General features: G+C 38.2%; 23 protein-coding genes. 5 read left to right on the forward strand and 18 right to left on the reverse strand.

Features of this window, described 5'->3' with window-relative positions:
* Nucleotides 1-53 precede the first annotated feature (53 nt).
* Both KK060_RS07850 and KK060_RS07855 read left to right on the forward strand, forming a co-directional pair.
* Nucleotides 54-959 carry an aminotransferase class IV gene (locus KK060_RS07850; protein WP_254153157.1) on the forward strand — a complete coding sequence of 302 codons (906 nt, stop codon included), beginning with the start codon at nucleotides 54-56 and terminating at the stop codon, nucleotides 957-959.
* A gap of 3 nt (nucleotides 960-962) precedes the next feature.
* Nucleotides 963-1,532 (forward strand): NUMOD4 domain-containing protein, encoded by a 570-nt coding sequence (locus KK060_RS07855; protein ID WP_254153158.1) that lies wholly within the window; start codon nucleotides 963-965, stop codon nucleotides 1,530-1,532.
* A 186-nt stretch (nucleotides 1,533-1,718) separates the two neighbouring features.
* Here the strand turns inward: KK060_RS07855 and KK060_RS07860 are convergent, their stop codons facing one another.
* Nucleotides 1,719-2,123 carry an Hsp20/alpha crystallin family protein gene (locus KK060_RS07860; protein WP_254153159.1) on the reverse strand — a complete coding sequence of 135 codons (405 nt, stop codon included), beginning with the start codon at nucleotides 2,121-2,123 and terminating at the stop codon, nucleotides 1,719-1,721.
* 62 nt (nucleotides 2,124-2,185) lie between these two features.
* Here KK060_RS07860 and KK060_RS07865 point away from each other — a divergent pair, with 62 nt between their 5' ends.
* Entirely contained in the window at nucleotides 2,186-2,764 is a 579-nt protein-coding gene (locus KK060_RS07865; protein WP_254153160.1) for a DUF4269 domain-containing protein, read from the forward strand.
* Between the two features lie 43 nt (nucleotides 2,765-2,807).
* Here KK060_RS07865 and KK060_RS07870 read toward each other — a convergent pair whose 3' ends face one another.
* From KK060_RS07870 to KK060_RS07935, 14 genes are all read right to left on the reverse strand, one after another.
* Nucleotides 2,808-3,065, reverse strand: coding sequence for a SemiSWEET transporter (locus KK060_RS07870; RefSeq protein WP_254153161.1), 258 nt, complete (start codon nucleotides 3,063-3,065; stop codon nucleotides 2,808-2,810).
* Between the two features lie 160 nt (nucleotides 3,066-3,225).
* A complete protein-coding gene (locus KK060_RS07875; RefSeq protein WP_254153162.1) occupies nucleotides 3,226-4,038 on the reverse strand; it encodes an ABC transporter permease in 813 nt (270 codons plus the stop codon).
* 22 nt (nucleotides 4,039-4,060) lie between these two features.
* Nucleotides 4,061-4,951 carry an ABC transporter ATP-binding protein gene (locus tag KK060_RS07880; protein ID WP_254153163.1) on the reverse strand — a complete coding sequence of 297 codons (891 nt, stop codon included), beginning with the start codon at nucleotides 4,949-4,951 and terminating at the stop codon, nucleotides 4,061-4,063.
* Nucleotides 4,952-5,023: 72 nt separating this feature from the next.
* Nucleotides 5,024-5,545 (reverse strand): DUF4252 domain-containing protein, encoded by a 522-nt coding sequence (locus tag KK060_RS07885; RefSeq protein ID WP_254153164.1) that lies wholly within the window; start codon nucleotides 5,543-5,545, stop codon nucleotides 5,024-5,026.
* 2 nt (nucleotides 5,546-5,547) lie between these two features.
* Nucleotides 5,548-6,033 carry a DUF4252 domain-containing protein gene (locus KK060_RS07890; RefSeq protein WP_254153165.1) on the reverse strand — a complete coding sequence of 162 codons (486 nt, stop codon included), beginning with the start codon at nucleotides 6,031-6,033 and terminating at the stop codon, nucleotides 5,548-5,550.
* Nucleotides 6,034-6,106: 73 nt separating this feature from the next.
* Complete coding sequence (locus KK060_RS07895) at nucleotides 6,107-6,634, reverse strand: DUF4252 domain-containing protein (protein WP_254153166.1); 528 nt, start codon at nucleotides 6,632-6,634, stop codon at nucleotides 6,107-6,109.
* Nucleotides 6,635-6,659: 25 nt separating this feature from the next.
* Entirely contained in the window at nucleotides 6,660-7,169 is a 510-nt protein-coding gene (locus KK060_RS07900) for a PG0215 family putative anti-sigma factor (RefSeq protein WP_254153167.1), read from the reverse strand.
* The gene (locus tag KK060_RS07905; RefSeq protein WP_254153168.1) at nucleotides 7,159-7,671 is read right to left on the reverse strand and encodes a GFO_1088 family ECF-type sigma factor; all 513 of its coding nucleotides are present in this window, start codon (nucleotides 7,669-7,671) and stop codon (nucleotides 7,159-7,161) included. Before KK060_RS07905 ends, KK060_RS07900 begins: the two co-directional genes overlap by 11 nt.
* Before the next feature lie 318 nt (nucleotides 7,672-7,989).
* Complete coding sequence (locus KK060_RS07910) at nucleotides 7,990-8,184, reverse strand: YwbE family protein (RefSeq protein ID WP_254153169.1); 195 nt, start codon at nucleotides 8,182-8,184, stop codon at nucleotides 7,990-7,992.
* Nucleotides 8,185-8,275: 91 nt separating this feature from the next.
* Nucleotides 8,276-9,280, reverse strand: a complete 1,005-nt coding sequence (locus tag KK060_RS07915; protein WP_254153170.1) for an SDR family oxidoreductase — start codon at nucleotides 9,278-9,280, stop codon at nucleotides 8,276-8,278.
* Nucleotides 9,281-9,510: 230 nt separating this feature from the next.
* Nucleotides 9,511-10,149 carry a YiiX family permuted papain-like enzyme gene (locus tag KK060_RS07920; RefSeq protein ID WP_254153171.1) on the reverse strand — a complete coding sequence of 213 codons (639 nt, stop codon included), beginning with the start codon at nucleotides 10,147-10,149 and terminating at the stop codon, nucleotides 9,511-9,513.
* Nucleotides 10,150-10,167: 18 nt separating this feature from the next.
* On the reverse strand, nucleotides 10,168-11,772 hold the full coding sequence (locus tag KK060_RS07925) for a Na+/H+ antiporter (protein ID WP_254153172.1): 1,605 nt from the start codon (nucleotides 11,770-11,772) through the stop codon (nucleotides 10,168-10,170).
* Nucleotides 11,773-12,038: 266 nt separating this feature from the next.
* Nucleotides 12,039-12,410, reverse strand: coding sequence for a VOC family protein (locus tag KK060_RS07930; RefSeq protein WP_254153173.1), 372 nt, complete (start codon nucleotides 12,408-12,410; stop codon nucleotides 12,039-12,041).
* Between the two features lie 63 nt (nucleotides 12,411-12,473).
* Complete coding sequence (locus KK060_RS07935) at nucleotides 12,474-13,040, reverse strand: Crp/Fnr family transcriptional regulator (RefSeq protein ID WP_254153174.1); 567 nt, start codon at nucleotides 13,038-13,040, stop codon at nucleotides 12,474-12,476.
* 270 nt (nucleotides 13,041-13,310) lie between these two features.
* On the opposite strand from KK060_RS07935, the gene KK060_RS07940 reads away from it, so the two are divergent.
* Nucleotides 13,311-13,820 (forward strand): DinB family protein, encoded by a 510-nt coding sequence (locus KK060_RS07940; protein ID WP_254153175.1) that lies wholly within the window; start codon nucleotides 13,311-13,313, stop codon nucleotides 13,818-13,820.
* Between the two features lie 217 nt (nucleotides 13,821-14,037).
* On the opposite strand, the gene KK060_RS07945 is transcribed toward KK060_RS07940, so the two are convergent.
* The 3 genes from KK060_RS07945 to KK060_RS07955 all read right to left on the reverse strand — a co-directional run bounded on the left by KK060_RS07945 (nucleotide 14,038) and on the right by KK060_RS07955 (nucleotide 15,784).
* Entirely contained in the window at nucleotides 14,038-14,643 is a 606-nt protein-coding gene (locus tag KK060_RS07945) for a transposase (protein ID WP_254153176.1), read from the reverse strand.
* Between the two features lie 67 nt (nucleotides 14,644-14,710).
* Nucleotides 14,711-15,256, reverse strand: a complete 546-nt coding sequence (locus KK060_RS07950) for a hypothetical protein (RefSeq protein ID WP_254153177.1) — start codon at nucleotides 15,254-15,256, stop codon at nucleotides 14,711-14,713.
* Nucleotides 15,257-15,367: 111 nt separating this feature from the next.
* Nucleotides 15,368-15,784 (reverse strand): hypothetical protein, encoded by a 417-nt coding sequence (locus tag KK060_RS07955; protein WP_254153178.1) that lies wholly within the window; start codon nucleotides 15,782-15,784, stop codon nucleotides 15,368-15,370.
* Nucleotides 15,785-16,373: 589 nt separating this feature from the next.
* Between KK060_RS07955 and KK060_RS07960 the strand changes: the two genes are divergently transcribed.
* Complete coding sequence (locus KK060_RS07960) at nucleotides 16,374-16,679, forward strand: hypothetical protein (RefSeq protein WP_254153179.1); 306 nt, start codon at nucleotides 16,374-16,376, stop codon at nucleotides 16,677-16,679.
* Nucleotides 16,680-16,759: the final 80 nt, after the last annotated feature.

Here is a 16,759-nt window from a genome sequence, read left to right on the forward strand (position 1 = left end):
CTAACGAAAAAGTAGTACGATTGTTAATATTTAGCTCATAAGAGCCTTAGAATATGTTGCAAAAATTTAATCCTAAGAATGCTTCTATTGTAGTGCATGTTGGAGGAAAATTATTGCCACGTGATGAAGCGAAAATCTCCGTTTTTGACAGTGCCGTGCAAGGCGGAGATGCAGTATGGGAAGGCCTTAGAGTATATAAAGAAGGTATATTTTGTCTTGATCGCCATTTAGAAAGATTAGAAGCATCGGCCCATGCGTTGGCGTTTGAAAATATTCCTGACAGGAATTCGATAAAGAGAGCGATTTTCGAAACGCTGGAAGCTAACGAAATGCGTGATGAAACACATATCAGACTGACACTTACCAGGGGAGAGAAGATTACCTCAGGAATGGATCCTCGTTTAAATACAAAGGGGTGTTGTCTGATAGTGCTTGCAGAATGGAAGCCTTTGGTCTATAATAATGAAGTTGGAATTCGCGTTATCACTTCATCGCAGCGAAGGAATGGACCGCAATTTCTCGATTCAAAGATTCACCATAACAACCTTTTAAATAACATCATCGCGAAGATACAAGCTAATATAGCAGGGGTTGACGCAGCCCTCATGCTTGATCACAACGGTTTTGTATCGGAGTTAAATGACACAAATATCTTTATGACCAGTAAAGGTAAAGTGTACACACCTCATGCTGATGCATGCTTACCCGGGATTACAAGAGAAATTGTTATTAAAATCTGTAATGATTTAAGCATTCCAGTTGAAGAAAAAAACCTCTCGCTTACGGAGTTTTACTGTGCAGATGAAGTCTTTGCTTGTGGTACAATGGGAGAGTTAACACCCGTGAGAGAAATTGATGGAAGAAAAGTTATCAATCAGTCTGCCCTTAATCTGTACGAAAAGATTATCAGGCATTTTCACAACTTCATTCCTCATTACGCTGAACAATTATCTTTTTAAATTATGGCAACAACAAAAACAAAAACCACAGTTAAAACGCTGGCAGGCGAGCGCTGGAAAGAGCTCGAACTGAAGAAGGGTGTAACAACAAAGCGTTACGCTATCTCTAACAAAGGGCGTATTGTAAGTTTCAAAACCAAGATTGAAGAGGGTTATCTTCTTCGCCCAAGACTAACACAAGGATACCCTAGTGTAACCATTGGTCGCGAATCTAACCGGCAGAACTACTACCTCCACCGATTAGTGGCAGAGTATTTCACTAAGAAACCGAGTCCGAAACACAAGTTCGTTATCCACCTCGACCACAAGAAGGAAAACAACAGTGCAGACAATCTTAAATGGGTAACACAGGAGGTACAAATTCAACACGCACTTAAAGATCCTAATGTGTTGAGCCGCCAGAATCCAAACGAAGGCCCTAAACTTAACATTGCTAAAGTAAAGCAGATTAAAAGAGCGCTTAAGGCTAAAAATCAGCCAACACTCAAGGCATTAGCAAAACAGTTTAAAGTTTCTGATATGCAGATTCATCGCATCAAGACCGGTGAAAATTGGTCTCATGTAACTGTATAATATTGATTAGCTTAAAATGAAATAGCTATGAGATATTGCTTATGCGTGATCCTGATTTGTCTAACAGTTGGTTTAATCTATAAAACTGTAAACTTTTCACCCACTGCAGAGCTTTAAATGCGGGCAAGTTATTGATAACAAGCCCGCATATATTATCTAAATTCCTCTAATTAATTCTGACGACTCTTACCTTTCATTTACCTTAATTTCTTTATGATAACCATTCGCTAAACGGTTAAAAGGTAAATTAACGATTAGCTCTTCATCTTCAATTTCCGCGTTGATTTTATTTATATCTATAAAATAAGGGACACTTCTGTTATAGATAAATCGAGGAAGCTGAACTAGTTTATTGTCTGATACAATGTTTATAAAATAGAAGATTGAAAGGTTGTTGTTGTGAACCTCTATATGGATATCTTCCAGCTTAATTCCTGGCACTTTAACACGGATTTCACGATAGCCCTCATAATGACTTAAATTCATTTGAGGTTCGCTTACACCGCCGTTAAGAGTATTTAATACATCTATAGAAGTTACTAGATCCAAATAATTATTATTCTTTTTCATGGCTACGTTCTCCTTCTGCACTTTTCACTCAAGACATGTACCATTAACTGCAAGAAGCCAAAAAGACATTAAATACAGCCATTTTGACTAATTTTCCCCATAGAATGCTGCCAGATTTTACTAACATCAATTACTTACAACATGGTAATGCCCTTCAACAGGCTGCATTTTACGTACTTAAACAGTCAAAAATCTTATACCATCTCGAACCTTTTAAGCCAGTTCTGTGCGGTACACTGCCCATCAATATTTTTATCGAGGGAAGTAGCGACCTCGATATCATCTGCGAGGTACAGGACTTCGACAATCTAAATGAGGTTTTAGAGGCCAATTTCAAGACTTTTCCAGGCTTTAGTATTACTATTAAGCCGGTCCATTCAACTCCTTCTTTAATTTGTGGGTTTCATGTAGACAATTTCCTCATAGAGGTTTTTGCTCAACCTATTCCCGTTAACCAACAAGCTGCGTACAAGCACATGCTTATTGAACATTATCTACTTAACACGCATGGTGAGCAGTTTAGAGAGAAAATAGTTGAACTTAAAAAACAAGGATATAAAACAGAACCGGCTTTTGCCAAGCTGCTAAATTTAAAAGGAGAACCTTACTCGGCTTTACTTGAGCTTGCTAATGAATACCTAAAACAGCAACTCGCAGGTTAGTAGCAGGAGCGTTAAGTGTAACACGTTGACTTCTAGGGGTTATCTAGTCTTTAAACCTTAGTTTAAAGAAGAGTAATGTAGAGGCTAACATAAGCGTCACTAGGTTAGCAGCAATAACAGGGATATCTTTAACTATTATTCCATAAATCAACCATAAAAATACGCCGAGGCAAAAAAGCGAAAACATTCCAAGAGAAAGATCTTTTGCAGACCTGCTCTTCCAAGTCTTTAACACCTGCGGTAAAAATGCAGCCGTTGTTAATGAACCTGCGGCTAAACCTAATATCTGTACGGTATTCATAATTACTTTTTAAGTAATAGATACGCAAATATAAAGGGGCCTGTTGTACGTCACATTCAAGATGTAATGACTTTGTTTGTTTTGTATTATATATCGTTTTCTGAAAAAACTTAAATACGTCGTGCTACCGTTCCTTGTCAATTAAGCGATATAACAAACTTCAGATATCAGCCCTTTTAAGTTTCGCATAGCTGAAGTAGTTAAAGAGGAAAGTCCATCCCAAAGCAATAGCAATTGACCCAAAGGTTAAATAATCACGAATCTCCTGAAAGGCATAGCGCTGGTAAGGCATTGGTACCAGATTCGAAATGCTCTCCATTGGAAAAAACGGTATTATCTGCGGTACGTAGTTATCGACGTTTTCTCTAACAATTGCCTCTAACATATGCGAAAGTAGAAGCAGGATAATCGTTAATCCTGATCGCTGAACGAAAACACCTAACATTAAGGCATAGGAAAGGAATGCAAAAATTTCCAGGAAGTAAGCGACAAGGAATTCCATATCCGAAAAGACGTATCGCCAGTTTAACTCGGGCGAATAAATTAAACCTGTAACAAACGCGATAACAGAAACCATCAGCACACTGAGAAGACTTAGCCCTACGTTGGTTAGGATCTTACTTAATAGAAACTCCCAACGACTTAAACCATCAATAACATTTTGACGAAGGGTTCTATACGTATATTCATTTGTGATAGAGATCACAGTCATAATGGCTAAAACTATTTTCAGTAGACCGCTGAAATAAATAAGGTTTAACCATACGTCTGGAAAATGATATAAGGGAATTCTGTTAATGTTGAGTTCCGATCCGAAGTTTTTAAAAGTTCTGGCGAGCCATTTAAGAAACTCCATCCCACTAGCTGTTGAAAATGCCAGGGTAATAAAATAAAGTCCGCATACGATCCAAAAGGTGCGGTAGCTTGTTAGTTTCTTAAGATCTATTTTAAGCAAATGTATTAACGATGTCATAAAAATAGCAGTAACTTATTCTTTAGGCTTCTGATAATATTTCCAAAAACTGCTTCTCAAGGCTTTTCTTCTTTGTTACTAGATGTGAGGCAATTATTCCTTTTTCAAATAAGTACTTATTTAAGTCTTTACTTTTAAAACCCTCCCGCATCGTTATTTGAAAACTTCCATTCTCACGATTAACGGATGTGGTACCCATAAATGCAAGTAAATACTCATTCAGGTTTTGAACATCTGCTATCACTTCTACAATTTCCTCCCCTTTTCCAACATCATCAACGGGTCCTGTATGAACAAGATTTCCTTTTTTTAGAACAGCAAAATGTGTACACACTTTTTGTACCTCATCTAAAAGATGACTCGCAAGAATTATGGTTTTTCCGTCATCTGCAATCCGTTTTATCAACTCCCTGATTTCAGCTATTCCCATTGGATCCAACCCATTGGTGGGTTCGTCCAGGATAAGTACGGTAGGATTATTAAGCAAAGCAGAGGCTATAGCCAAACGTTGCTTCATTCCAAGAGAATAAGTTTTATACTTATCGTCCTTCCGTTCACTAAGTTCAACTAATTCCAGTACCCGCGCGATATTTGAAGGATCACACTGTTTGACCATCGCATTTAACTCAAGATTTTTTAACCCCGAAAGGTATGGGTAAAATATAGGGTGTTCTAAAACTGCACCTATCTTCTTTCTGACATCATTGGTAGGCCGCTCATTAAACCAGGAAAAATCACCGGATGTTGGATTCACCACACCCATTAACATTCCTAATGTAGTAGTCTTACCGCTCCCATTAGGACCAAGCATCCCAAACACCTGTCCTCTTTTAATTTGGAGATTCAGGTTGTTTACCGCTTTCAAGCGTCCAAAATTCTTTGTAAGGTTTGTGATGGAGAGAACTGTTTCCACGATTTAATATTTTAAAGCACTCTACTTTTGTTAGTCGCCTGCTAAGAAGAACCATTACAGCTATCAAAGCTTTTATTTGTCCTTTCCTTTAGCTTCATTACCACTACCAGTAAAAGCTTTTATCTTTTTCCCTATGTCAGAACTATCATCAATGGTATTATACAGCTTTGTTATTTTGTCTAACGCAATTGTGCCTACAATGTCCAATACGTATAAAGAAGCCGAATCATTTACCAATACCAGCATTCCTTTATCTTTTCCTTCTTTAAAAAAAACGTCGAAGTTTTTGCCTTGATGTCTGCTCGTCATCACCTCTTCAAAGGCCTCCGCTTTGTAATCGGAAACCAGCTTTTTATAATTAAAGGAAGGAGCATTTTTATTAATAAGTAGTAATTTCATTTTCTCTATATCTTTAATCAATGCATCAAAATCAGGGTCATCATTTTGATTTAGCATTCTTAAGGTATTATGATACATATATAAAGACAATGCATCTTTATGGTTCTTATGCAATTTCTCTGTTGTAAGACTTTGAGCATAAGCGAAAGAAGAGTAACAAAAACAAATTGTGATTATAACTGATCGAAAAAGCATAATTAATGGTTAGAGCTTAGATATGAACTTTTTAACATTACGTTGGGATCTATGTACCCATGTAGTTCTATGGCAACTACCTCCGATTCTTCTTCTACCAAGAGAAAGTAACTGCTGTTCTTTCTGTTCGACTCACTCTTCATGTATAAGGTAACGTCATCACCATGATCCCGTACTGACAGCACTTCTTCGAACGAGTCCTTCTTCAATACTTTCTTAAAGCCATGAACCGTTACTTGCTCTGCTTCAAATGCTGATTTCGGAATATTTATAATTCTGATATGCTTCACTTGTTTAACAGCTTTTCTAAAGTCATGTTCGCCTGCACATCTTAAAACTATTCTACTTAGAAATCCAGACAATGACAATGCATGTACGTTCTCAGATCCTTTGAATTTATTTTCAAGAAGATGAAAGCTTTCGCTTTGAGCAAAAACACCTGACGTCACGAGAAATATAACGGTTAACGTTGTAAGGACTGATTTCATGTTCTTTCTTTAAGCTGCCTTTACCTTAGAAGAGAAGGAAGCGCTTTGTACGAGAGCAACGCTTCCTCTATTTTTAATTTTTCTTTTTCTGATCGCCAATGTTGTTAAGATTCTCAAGACCCTTAACGTCCATTTTTTTGCCTATACGTGAAACCTGTTTTAAATCAATTTCACCAAATAAACTCATAACCATGAAGTCATCCATGCCGCCCATCACCATCACCAGCTCAGAGATCTTACCGCTACTTTCCTTGATATAAAACTTCATGTCCTTATCCTTATCCCTAACTGACATCAACTCCTCAAATTCCTTTATTGGAATTAAGTTAAACGCCTCCTTATACAACGATTTTGCATCTGATGTATTCTCTTTCATCAGAATACGAAGACCTTTCAATTTGGAAATAGCTTGGAGCACTTCCTGATCCTCCTTCGATTCTGCTTCCATGTTTGTAAAGAGGTTGAACATCTTGCCCGAGATATTTACCTGTGTGAAAGACTCATCGTTTTGATACTTATTAAAAAATTTGGAGATCGCATCCTGAGCACTTGCACTACCAGCTGCTATCACAAATACAACTAACGCAATTATCTTTTTCATATCTGTTTGTTAGATTATTTCCTGACTATAAATTATTATTTTCCTTTTCGCCTTTCTGAATTTCTTCTTTGGCCTCGTTAAAAAGGTTTATTTTTCGCGCCTTTTCTTCAGCTGTACCAAAGCCTCGTGAGATCATTTTCAGTGCCTTTTTTGTTTCTTCAAAAGCAAGTTTAGGATCATCATAGGTGTCTACTATTTCCTGAGGGGTAGATTTACGTACTTCATTTCTTACAAAGTATGCTGCTACAACCAAAACCGCCAAGCCTGCTGCAATACGCATAGCATTATAGACTAACGTACTAATTCTACCTTTTGGAACATGCCTTACCTTTTCCAATACTTCGTCATCAAAAGACACATCATTTAGTGTCTTTTTTTTATGTGTGTTAAAGTATTGGAATAAGTTTGCTGCACCCTTAAATTCCTGTGGAATATCAGAACCTTTGAAGTACTCACGCAACTGTTGCTCTTCCTCAAGGGAAGTTTCGCAGTTCCAATACTTGTTTAATAGTTCTTCAATTTTTTTAGAGTCCATAAGCATTAATCTTCATCAATTTTTCGCGCACTGCATTTCTGGCCCTGAACAGGTTCACTTTTACCTGATTCATGTCTAATTCTAAAATCTCGCAGATTTCGTTATAGCTATAACCTTCTACGTCCCTAAGGTGAATTACCTGCTTTTGCTTTTCAGGGAGGGCGTTAATGAATTCTGTAATCCTGTTCATACTTTCATCCATTTCTGTTGACTCATGAGGCGTAAAGCTCTCCTGCCTGATATCAAAAGTTTCTTCAATGTTCTGTGTCGGTTTACGTGTTAGCGTACGGAGCCTGTCCAAAGAGAGATTTCTGGTTATGCGCATACACCAAGCTTCCCAATTCTGGATCTGGTCCATCTGCTCACGTCCTTTCCAGACACGTATGAAGACCTCCTGAACTACATCTTTTGCTTCTTCTTCATTACCCAAAAACTTCAGCGCAAAGCGAAAAAGCTTGTTTTTTACGGGTAAGACCTGACTTTCAAAAGCTTCGAGATTCATTCGTTTAAATTCATAATCAAGACGACCGGGAAATGGATATGTTACAACGACTTTAAAATTTTCCTTATTATTTATTTTACTATCTCATTATCAGCTTGTTTACTCAGAAATAGCCAGCAGTTAAACTTCCATAGCAAAGCGAACATCGTTGTTGGTAGTCTTATTTAAATTTAAAAGGTTGCAAAGTAATCTTTGTGCTGGTTGGAGCATCCTTTCCGCGTTAGAAGGATGACAATTAATGGTACGAGATTGAGAAACTATAAATGAGATTATTAGTTGATGAAATTGGTAAAGTTCATTTTAGAAGTTGCGCATAGATTAACGAAGTATTTGCTGTACCCTTCCGATTTGTCCATCCTCTAAGCGTACTTTTATACCGCGGTGATGCACAGGCGCACTGGTCAAGATATCTTTCACTACCCCCTCCGTTAGCTTTCCTGTCCTCTGGTCCTTTTTAAGTACAATCAAAACATTTGATCCTTTTTGAATGTTAGCGCGTGTTTTGCCATCCATATCGAAGTGTAAATATTGCGGGTAAAGTTAACAAAAAATGCAAGTCATAGACTTGCATTTAAGACATAGAATCTGTTTTGAAATAAGTTAATTAAGGCTGGCCACTTCCTCCTGCCGCGCCATATATTTGGCCGGTAGCGTAGCTGGCATCTGCAGCTGCAAGTTGCACATAAATGGAGGCTAACTCCACAGGTTGTCCAGGTCTGCTCATAGGAGTATCTGAACCAAATTGCATCAGTTTCTCTTGGGTAGAGCCACCGCTCACCTGCAATGGCGTCCAAATCGGACCAGGTGCTACTCCGTTAACTCGAATACCTTTTGGCCCTAGTTGTTTAGCCAGAGACTTTACGTAATTCATGGTTGCAGCCTTTGTTTGTGCATAATCATAAAGATCAGGTGAAGGGTCATAGGCTTGAACCGATGTTGTTCCTATAATTACAGAGCCGGGCTTGAGATGAGGTAAGGCAGCTTTTATAATCCAAAAAGGTGCGTAAATATTAGTCTTTATCGTTGCATCAAAGTCTTCAGTGGTAATGTCTAGTATAGACTGCTTTGCTTGTTGCCTTGCTGCGTTGCTCACTACTATATCAAGTCCTCCAAGTCCTCCAACTGCTTCATCAACCAATCTTTTACAAAATGCCTCATCGCGTAAGTCACCTGGAATTGCAATTGCCTTTCGACCTTCGCCTCTTATAAGGTCGACCACTTCTTTCGCATCTGGTTCTTCAGTAGGATAGTAATTAATAGCTACATCGGCACCTTCCCTGGCATACGCTATAGCTGCAGCCCTACCCATTCCTGAGTCTCCGCCTGTTATCAATGCTTTCCGGCCAGTTAAACGACCAGAACCCTTATAACTCTTTTCACCGTGGTCAGGACGTGGTTCCATCTTACTTGCTAATCCCGGCCAAGGTTGTGACTGACTTTTAAAAGGTGGTTTTGGATACTTGTTCAATGGGTCTTCAAGTGGCTGTGCGCTTGCTCCTTCAACATCTGACCGCGACGCTGCAAAAACACCTGGAACGGTTAGGGTAGCAAAGCCTGCTCCCAATCCTCCTATTACTTGCCTGCGCGCACTTCTGTACTTCTCGCTCATCTCCATAGTCCTAATTTTTCTTGTGCATCTAAATAACGTATCCTATACTATTCCTGCTTGGGAATGGCATATCAACTTTATTACACAGAAACAAATCATGCCTTGTTTAGCTTATGCCAATCCATTTATAAAAAGATTAAACAATATTGGCAGTAAAAGAATTAGAAGCTGCTTATTAATACGAGTTTGACTGGTTTATATGATATACATGGAGGCTGCAGGTGCTATACTTATTTCTCCTCCACCGTGACTAATTCTGCAGCATTAAAAATACCAACGGGAGAAATTACTTTTTCAGCTAAAGGAATATTATCTCCATAGCGCTCCTTTAGTTTTTTTCTAACAAGGTCGTGGGTAAGATCAAAAGATCTTAACTCTTGCAACTGACCTAGTTCTATGCGCAGGGCTTCCTTGTATATCTTCCAAACTAATTCAGAACAATAGATATTATTATCCGACCATTCAAAGTATACATCATAGTTTTTTCCTATGAACTTCTCACCAACGTCTTTCAGTCTTTTAAGACTTTCGGATGTAAGCAATTGCTCACGGTTCTTCAACCGCTTCACAACGTAATGGTTTCTCTCTCCTCTTTTAATCCATTCATCCAGCGCCGTTAACTTTACAGGTTGTACTGCTTCATAAACAAAGTAATCTTCTTCCTGCTTATAAATAATTCCCATGTGACTATACTTAGAATTAGTAGCAAGCTGAATTGCCTTGCTTTGGTCTGACTTTGAAGTCTGAAAAATTATATCACCGTTAAGGAGCCCGGTGGATTTCTCTTCTTTACTTCTCCTGATGTCGAGAACCAATATTCCTACACCGCCTATTATTCCAAATAGTATTGTAATGATTATCTTTTTCATTGAACCTATTGCTATAGACTAATATCTGTTGAGTCGTGCTTCTTCCAAATCGAGATTATTTTCCATGTTTCTTATAACAGCATCGTCAAATCTCTTTTCTAACCTTATCCTGTACAATTCCTGTCTGCGTACTGCTACCAGCTCAAGCATTATCTTCTTGTACAACCTTCGAACCGTATACAGCGCTTCTTTCTTGTCGCTTTCGTGTTGGGCACTTGCAGTAGCATTGAGGCTCATTTCGACCTGCTCTTTAATACGGCTGATTACATCATACTGATCCATCTCCAGCGAATAATTCGCGTCAAGATATTCAATTTGTCTTTTCCCGATCTCCATCCTGATCAATTCTACTTGATCTTCTTCAGGAATGTGTTCGTCAATTTCCTTTACCTTAAGCCCTTTAATAAACAAAGGAAGTGTTAGTCCTTGAAAAACCAACGTCACCAATATTACAACGAATGTAATGAAGAGTATTAGATTTCGTTGAGGAAACGCTGATCCATCATTTAAAGTAAGCGGTATAGCTAATGCAGACGCCAACGATACAACACCACGCATACCGGCCCATCCGATCACGAAAGGAAGTTTATAGCCGAACGACTTTTCCTTTTCTCGTATTCTTTTACTCACAAGCCCCGGTACAAGAATAGCAACATATACCAGCACAATTCGGATAATGATTACCATGATGCTGATGAGCAACGCATAGCGAATAGCATCATTAAAAGCATAGTCTCCAAGGCTTGCTATAATAGCAGGTAGCTCAAGCCCTATGAGTATAAATACAAAACCATTTAATAAAAAGCCCACGGTTGCCCATACTTCTTTTGTTTGAATGCGTGTGTTGTAATTTAAAAAATCACTTGCCCTGAAGGATAAAAATAGTCCTCCACTTACCACAGCCAATACACCTGACCAGTTCAATTCTTCTGCCCCAAGGTACATAAGGTAAGGAGCTATTAATGTAATAGGTGTCGTGATGCTCGAATCTTTAACCCAATACTTTAAAATAAAATACAATACATGCGCTATTGCAAGGCCCACTACTACACCCATTACTGCCAGCACAGAAAAATTCATAAATGCTTCCTTAAATACAAAGCTTCCGGTAAGTATCGCAGCCAGTGCAAACCGAAACACAGTTAGTGACGCTGCATCGTTTACAAGGCTTTCTCCTTCTAAAATAGTGATACCCCGCTTCGGAACATTCATTCCTTTTATCACCGATGTTGCCGCTATTGCATCTGGTGGTGATATTATTCCTCCCAACAGAAAACCTAACGCCAATGTAAATCCTGGAATAATAAGCATTGAGAAATATGCGACTGCGGCAGAGGTTGCTAATACAAGGCCAAAGCCCAGCACCAGAATTGGTCTCTTCCACTTCCAGAGATCCTGCCATGACGAGTACCACGCAGCTTCAAACAACAGGGGTGGCAGAAAAATAAGAAATACCATATCAGGATTTATGTTGATAGTGGGCATCCCCGGGATAAAACTTATTAACAACCCACCAATTACTAAAAAGATAGGATAAGACACTTTCAGACGCTGGCTGAGAAGATAAAGCAGCGCCATCGCGAAAAACAGGGTAAGAATTAAAAATAGCTGTTGATGTATCACGGCGTTTTATGATTTACAATAATGAGCAACGCGCAATATAAGCCTTTCTATGCTTTGATATCTACAAATTTTAAGGAGGTACCAAGACAAGCGGACAAAATAGAGAATAATTGTACGAGACGATTACAAGATCGAGGAGGAGGATTATACTAGGTAAAACTTCGAATAAGGATTGAACATGAAGAGCTCAACTGGCGTTATTTAATATATTTAGACTGTTTTGAGGTATTTATTACAACATCACAACTTCGAATTCCGCCCGTATTTTAATTCAAATCAGAGAACTGACCGAAATGCCAGAGAATACCCGAGGGGTCATGCAGGAAGCACTCTTTACCCCAATCATATTCACGTATCGGCGTAAGTCTTACTCCTTCAAATCTTTCAGGTAGATTCATTTCCAAAAGCTCATTCCAGTAACGGGTTACATCATCAACTTCCAGAAAGATCATTGTATTATCTACCCAATCTTTCACATAATAAGCTTGTAAATAAAATGCTAGTTTCCCAATTCTAAATGCCGACATGTTATTACTCAACACTGTCTCCTCAAATCCCAGGTAGCTATAAAAGCTTCTTGACACCTCAAAATCTTTTGCACCGATAAAAGGACGAATGGAAGTAGCTGTATGTTTCATAATTTTCGCTTTAATGGCGCGCTAAACTTAACACCAGAAAATGTGTTTATACCTTGACTTAAATCAAGAATATACACCTTTAGCAAAATTTTCCCTTACTCTGCTTAAAGTCTCCGGGGCCATTTTAAGATAGGATGCAATATATTTAAGCGGGAACTTCTGAATTAAATTATTCCGATTATCGAGAATGTACTGATACTTCTGTGCTGGCGTCATCCGATCATCAAAGAAACTAATTCTTGAACCTGCGGCTGTAAATATCTTCGCCAGCTGCAGAAAGGCTGGCGACTGCGCTATTAAACAATGTATTGACTCTATTGATAATTCTAATAACCTGCTATCTGTATAGGCTTTTATAAAAGTATCTGAAGGCTTTTGAAATGTAAAACTGATTTGGTTTAAAACCCATTCCTGATCAGCGTGAAGATCAATAACATTTTCTTTAATTTCATCCTTAGACTTATACTGATATAAAGAACCTGTTATGTTGAAGAAAATAGATCTACAAACTTCTCCTCGTTTAACAAGAAGTTCATCTTTTGAAATTGTTCTGTGCCTTACTTCCTTCTCGAAAAGCGTTTCGTCACTACTACTATAAATTCCGTTGTTTTTTAAAATAGCAGAAATCATAAAATGAAAATAACTGTATTTCACCTTCTTATCAAATATCCTTGGTGTAATAGTAAGTTACTTAACTTAGAAGTATTCGTTTACAACCCTGCTGACTCCTTCTGAACAACCCCCTTAATTTCTTTATCAGCGGCGATACATCAAAGAAATGTTTTTTTGCAGACGACATCTGCGGAGAGTAAAAATAATCTAACAATAGAATCGATAATCAAGATGAGCGATGGAAATTTATAAAGTTCTATCTTTACAAGCGTTTTATTTTAGCCAACCATGACAGTTTTAAATGGAGCGTGCCGGGAGACGTTGGCGATTACACTGAGACAAACAAAGCCTATGCAGCTATTCTTACGTGATCTTTTCGAGTACAACAACCACTCCAACAATACTATTATTAAAATTCTGACCGAGAATGAAACGATTGTTTCTGATCACTGTATTAAGCTAATAAGTCATATACTGAATGTACATGGTATATGGAATCATAAAATCGCACCAAGAGAATTACAGTATGAAAGGTGGGAAAAACATCATATCCATCAATTACATGAGATCAATAAAAAGAACTATGAAGACTCCGTTTCTATTCTTGATTCCTTCGACCCGGACAAAGTAATTGATTACAGACTCAGTACGGGACAACCTTTTAGAAACAGCATTCGGGATATTCTATTTCATGTAATCAACCACTCTACCTATCATCGTGCGCAAATTGCTACTGAATTCAGGCAAATGGGTCTTGAACCACTTTTAACTGATTACATAGCGTATAAAATGAAATAAGTAATTTAAAGGTTACTATCTCCTAGACTGGGACAAACTTATTTTGGATTACCTAACTAGCGCAAGTCTTAGGAAAGTCCGATGGTATGAGGGTGACTTGTACTAACTTACTTCAAATTATCGGGCTTCAATCATTGTAGGTCCAAGTCGCGCGCAATGCCTGGCGCATGCTTAAGACTTGAACCAGAAATGGGTCCTATTTCCCTCCCGCTCAGAGTCACTCTTCAGAGGACTCTGAGCTTTCTGAAACACTGCTCTTAATTTTACCTAAATCTTTGTAATGAACAACAAATTCATTCTTTTCATCCAACTCATAAAATGCTGCACTTGAATGTGAATATGAGGCAAAGTCTTCGACCAACGACCATTTTCCTTTTACAGGATTATGGTGAATATAATCCAACTTCTGCTCTACCATTTGTTCGTTATAACATAGCCGTGCATCAAATGACAACCTGAAAATCTGATGAAGTTTTCCTTTTACGATTTCCTTTTGTTCAACACCTTCTGACAGTTCTTTTAATATCTCATGCTTACCCTGCTTCTTTAAACCGTTCACAATAGCATAAGCGATGAACCGCTTGCCTTCACCCACAAGTTTGTTAAGGGAGGTTCCGTTATGTGATAGAAACAATAATGCATGAAGGTGATTGGGCATGATCACATAAGCTGCAACGTGACAACCATCCTTTTTAAGATGTTCAAACCACTTATAAACAGAATGATAACCATTACTTTCCTTAAACAGCGGCAACCATTTATAACAAGTGATTGTACAGAAGTAGACCTGATGAGCTTCGTTATGTTGCTGGTGTAGAGACAAGAGGGGTTTATTTATTAATCCAATGTACAAAAGTTAGCGTAGCAAATGAAATTGTGCTTCTAAAACCTCAGTGTCCTCTTCGAGTGACACTGAGGGGGATGTTAATGTTCACTTCTGAATACTTTTCATAATCTTTGTTGTCTTCGTTTATGTAGTCAACATGATCAATAAAGTTTGAAGCATAATGGTCTGTTGAAGCTATGAATAATGATGCTATGTCAAGAAAGTCCTCAACTTGGTCTGATTTGGGTTTTATATACTGATGCTCCATGAGATTCCTTGTCTTATTTATTTTATTTAAAACTCTTGGGGCAATAATTTCAAATTTTTGAATCAACTCAAGTTTTTTCGGGAAGCCCCAAAATTTGTCTTGAGATTCTTTATAGTAGCCAAATAACTTAAGTAACCTATCGGCTTGGCAGTCAAGAGCACGTTTTGCATTTGATAATGCATTGATATATTTATGGTCAAACGAACTTTGTAAGTCGGATTCTGCAAAACCAATAAATTCACTTGGCATAGTTTCAAAACTTGTGTCAATGACATCCATGCCCCAGCCACATCTTCTTGTGTCTTTATCTTCTAGATATTTTATTAGTTCTAATGTGTCCATGTCGTTGTATTACGCATAACGTTTTGATATAAGGCGTTTGCCTTTCCTTAATTTAAAAAATAAACAAACAAAGGCAAATGAATTATATCTTGTGTTGTATGCAGTGCCCGTTCACCAAACTACTTCGTCAGTGCGTTCCTTCTCTTTATAGTCCTCAAAGTCCTTAACTTTCTTAAACTGAAGTGTCGCAATGTCCAAAGTCCAAATGGCTGACTTGTCTGTCCATGGATCAATTAAAATCTCTACTGTCTTATTGTCCTTCGTCCTAAGTGCATAAATCCACCTTAGGTCCTCTTTCTCAATCTTCGTTGTTTTGCCTCTTGTCCAAACTGTCAAGTGTTCTCCTGCAATGATAGCCCAGTCATTGTTCTTGCTTATTAGTCCGCAAGATGGATCACCGTAGAAGTCATCATGAACGACCTCTTCGCCATTTCGTTTTTCAATTAAATAAGCGTCTTCAAAAATGTGCCCGATAAAGTACTTGTCGGTCTCATCGAGAATCCGCATGTCCGGATAATTCTTTTTCATTTTGTCCTAGGGCATTGCATACAACGTCTCGATATAAGCCATATGGCTTATATCTCCTTATTCCCTTCCAATTTAATACCTTCCATTTCCTTCTCAAAAAAACCACATTGAATGAATTGTTTCTGCATCTCTCCTGGTATTAGTATGGCTTACTTCTTACTATAATCAAAAACCGCTTAGTACTTGTCCAATCACTATCGCAAAGTTGTTGTATAACGCTAATCCTAAATTAATAAAAAATTGAAGCAGTTCATGTTTACAATGGGTAAACACTGATATACGCAAACAAGACATACCTCATCGCTACCAACTCCAGAAGTTTGCTTCCCCTTTACCTATAAAGCTTTCCAAAACCCGGGATTTACCCCATCCATCCCCTACCTCAAACCCTACTCATCCCCTTGTTTGTCCCCTGTTTTACCACAGGATAACCCGTAGATAACCCGTAGATAACCCGTACATAACCCGTAGATAACCCGTACCTTAAAGAGACGGGTTATCTACGGGTTACTTACCTGTAATCTTTGAATTATATACCTTTTTACCAACCCTTATACTAAGCTGAATCGCAGCTGAAACTCTACTGATCATGGCTATTCTATCCGCTGAAATTACCTTTACAGGTTCCTTCGGTCAGATTTTAGCATATAAAATGGGTGGCGGTGACAAGATTATCATCCGCAAAAAAGGTGGTGCCTCCAAAGAAAAAATCAAGCATGACGCTGCCTTTGCAAATACAAGGCGTGTAAATGCGGAGTTTGGTGGCCGTGCTATGGCCAGCAAATGGATTATGCAGATGTTATGGTGTATAAAGCCTCTGGCTGACTACAACATCGCTGGATTGTTTGCTCTTTTTTTGTTAGAGGTTCTGGGTTGTTTAAAGTTACAGGTTTAAGGTTCCAACAACCTGAAACTTTAAACATGCAACCTGTAACAATCAGGCATTAGGACTGGTGATTGTTAATTGAACATTGT

The sequence above is a fragment of the Chryseosolibacter indicum genome, assembly GCF_018598585.1.
Classification (GTDB): domain Bacteria; phylum Bacteroidota; class Bacteroidia; order Cytophagales; family Cyclobacteriaceae; genus Chryseosolibacter; species Chryseosolibacter indicus.

What these genes read in the sequence shown, in the direction of transcription:
- KK060_RS07850 (WP_254153157.1), top strand. Translation starts at nt 54, where the DNA reads ATGTTGCAAAAATTTAATCCTAAGAATGCTTCTATTGTAGTGCATGTT.
- KK060_RS07960 (WP_254153179.1), top strand. Translation starts at nt 16,374, where the DNA reads ATGGCTATTCTATCCGCTGAAATTACCTTTACAGGTTCCTTCGGTCAG.
- KK060_RS07910 (WP_254153169.1), bottom strand. Translation starts at nt 8,184, where the DNA reads ATGGATGGCAAAACACGCGCTAACATTCAAAAAGGATCAAATGTTTTG.
- KK060_RS07875 (WP_254153162.1), bottom strand. Translation starts at nt 4,038, where the DNA reads ATGACATCGTTAATACATTTGCTTAAAATAGATCTTAAGAAACTAACA.
- KK060_RS07920 (WP_254153171.1), bottom strand. Translation starts at nt 10,149, where the DNA reads ATGAAAAAGATAATCATTACAATACTATTTGGAATAATAGGCGGTGTA.
- KK060_RS07890 (WP_254153165.1), bottom strand. Translation starts at nt 6,033, where the DNA reads ATGAAATCAGTCCTTACAACGTTAACCGTTATATTTCTCGTGACGTCA.
- KK060_RS07900 (WP_254153167.1), bottom strand. Translation starts at nt 7,169, where the DNA reads ATGGACTCTAAAAAAATTGAAGAACTATTAAACAAGTATTGGAACTGC.
- KK060_RS07895 (WP_254153166.1), bottom strand. Translation starts at nt 6,634, where the DNA reads ATGAAAAAGATAATTGCGTTAGTTGTATTTGTGATAGCAGCTGGTAGT.
- KK060_RS07855 (WP_254153158.1), top strand. Translation starts at nt 963, where the DNA reads ATGGCAACAACAAAAACAAAAACCACAGTTAAAACGCTGGCAGGCGAG.
- KK060_RS07870 (WP_254153161.1), bottom strand. Translation starts at nt 3,065, where the DNA reads ATGAATACCGTACAGATATTAGGTTTAGCCGCAGGTTCATTAACAACG.
- KK060_RS07930 (WP_254153173.1), bottom strand. Translation starts at nt 12,410, where the DNA reads ATGAAACATACAGCTACTTCCATTCGTCCTTTTATCGGTGCAAAAGAT.
- KK060_RS07955 (WP_254153178.1), bottom strand. Translation starts at nt 15,784, where the DNA reads ATGAAAAAGAATTATCCGGACATGCGGATTCTCGATGAGACCGACAAG.
- KK060_RS07885 (WP_254153164.1), bottom strand. Translation starts at nt 5,545, where the DNA reads ATGCTTTTTCGATCAGTTATAATCACAATTTGTTTTTGTTACTCTTCT.
- KK060_RS07905 (WP_254153168.1), bottom strand. Translation starts at nt 7,671, where the DNA reads ATGAATCTCGAAGCTTTTGAAAGTCAGGTCTTACCCGTAAAAAACAAG.
- KK060_RS07935 (WP_254153174.1), bottom strand. Translation starts at nt 13,040, where the DNA reads ATGATTTCTGCTATTTTAAAAAACAACGGAATTTATAGTAGTAGTGAC.
- KK060_RS07950 (WP_254153177.1), bottom strand. Translation starts at nt 15,256, where the DNA reads ATGGACACATTAGAACTAATAAAATATCTAGAAGATAAAGACACAAGA.
- KK060_RS07940 (WP_254153175.1), top strand. Translation starts at nt 13,311, where the DNA reads ATGACAGTTTTAAATGGAGCGTGCCGGGAGACGTTGGCGATTACACTG.
- KK060_RS07915 (WP_254153170.1), bottom strand. Translation starts at nt 9,280, where the DNA reads ATGAGCGAGAAGTACAGAAGTGCGCGCAGGCAAGTAATAGGAGGATTG.